Origin of the sequence: Variovorax glucosi, from assembly GCF_051216695.1 — a bacterium.
Taxonomy (GTDB): Bacteria; Pseudomonadota; Gammaproteobacteria; order Burkholderiales; family Burkholderiaceae_C; genus Variovorax.
On sequence record NZ_JBPJZE010000201.1, the window covers coordinates 1 to 1,235 of the forward strand.

General features: G+C 68.8%; 2 protein-coding genes. Both read right to left on the minus strand.

Annotation, left to right across the window (positions count from 1 at the left end):
* Nucleotides 1-597 (minus strand): sulfite exporter TauE/SafE family protein (locus ACSFA3_RS24265; RefSeq protein WP_435507937.1); only part of this gene is annotated, 597 nt, incomplete at its 3' end.
* Nucleotides 594-1,235 (minus strand): class I adenylate-forming enzyme family protein (locus ACSFA3_RS24270; protein ID WP_435507938.1); only part of this gene is annotated, 642 nt, incomplete at its 5' end. The genes ACSFA3_RS24270 and ACSFA3_RS24265, both read right to left, overlap by 4 nt.

The window sequence follows — 1,235 nt, forward strand, 5'->3', positions numbered from 1 at the left end:
GGTTGAAGAAGGCATCAGCGCCGCGCAGATCAGCGACACCACGTCGCTGAACAGCAGCAGCGCAATCAGCGTGGCGCGCAGCGCGGCCGGTGCCATCTTCGCGGTGCTGAGCAGCACGGCGATAGCGATGCCTCCGATGGCCGCCACGCCGTTGATGAAGCCAGAGGCCAGCCCGGCCGCGAGCCGCACACCGCGCGTGGGCACCAGCGTGACGTGCGCGCCGCCCCGCAGCAGCAGCGCGGCCGCCATCAGCAGCGCGCCTATCAGCAGGCGCAGCGGCGTCTCGGGCAGCCATGCGAGTAGCGCGACGCCAATGGGAATGCAGATCAGATTGCCCAGCATCAGCCAGCTGAGCCATGGCATGTCGACATCGCGCGCGATGCCGCGCAACTGGCTCAGGCTTGCCAGGATTTCGAGCATGAAGATCGCGGGCACCACCAGCGCGGGCGACACCACCAGCGACATGCCCGCCACGGTGATGGCCGAGAAGCCGAAGCCCGCGAAGCCGCGCACGATGCCCGCTGCGAACACCACGCACAGGCTGTAGACCAGCGTTACCGGCGCCAGCGGCGGCACCAGAAGCTCGGCCGCCGTCATGCCTCGAACAGCGGCAACAGCTTCAGGCGTTGCACCTTTCCGGAAGGGCCGCGTGGCAGGTCTTGCACGAAGCGGTAGTGGCTGGGCGTCTTGTAGCGGCCGAGTGCGGTGGCGCTGAATTCGCGCAGTTCGTCTTCGGTGCAGGCGCAGCCTTCGCGCAGCACGATGCACACGCCGATCTCCTGGCCGTAGTGGCGGTCGGGCACGCCCACGGCGGCAGCTTCGAGCACGGCGGGGTGCCGCAGCAGGGCTTCGTCGATCTCGCGCGGCGCGATGTTCTCGCCGCCCTTGATGATCAGCTCCTTGATGCGGCCGGTGACGAAGAAGAAGCCGTCCTCGTCGCGGTGGCCGAGGTCGCCGGTGCGCAGCCAGCCGTCGGGCGTGAAGCTCGCGCGGGTGGCTTCCTCGTTCTTGTAGTAGCCGAGCATCACGAGCGAGCCGCGCACCACGATCTCGCCGCTCTCGCCGCTCTCGCCTGTGGGCAGCAGCGCGCCGTCGCCGTTCATCACGCCCACCTGCACGAGCGGCCCGGGGCGGCCGGCCGATGACAGGCGGTGGCGTGCAACGGTGCCGTCATTGTTGAAGTGGTCGCGCGGCGACATCATCGAGATCATCATCGGCGCCTCGGTCTGGCCGAA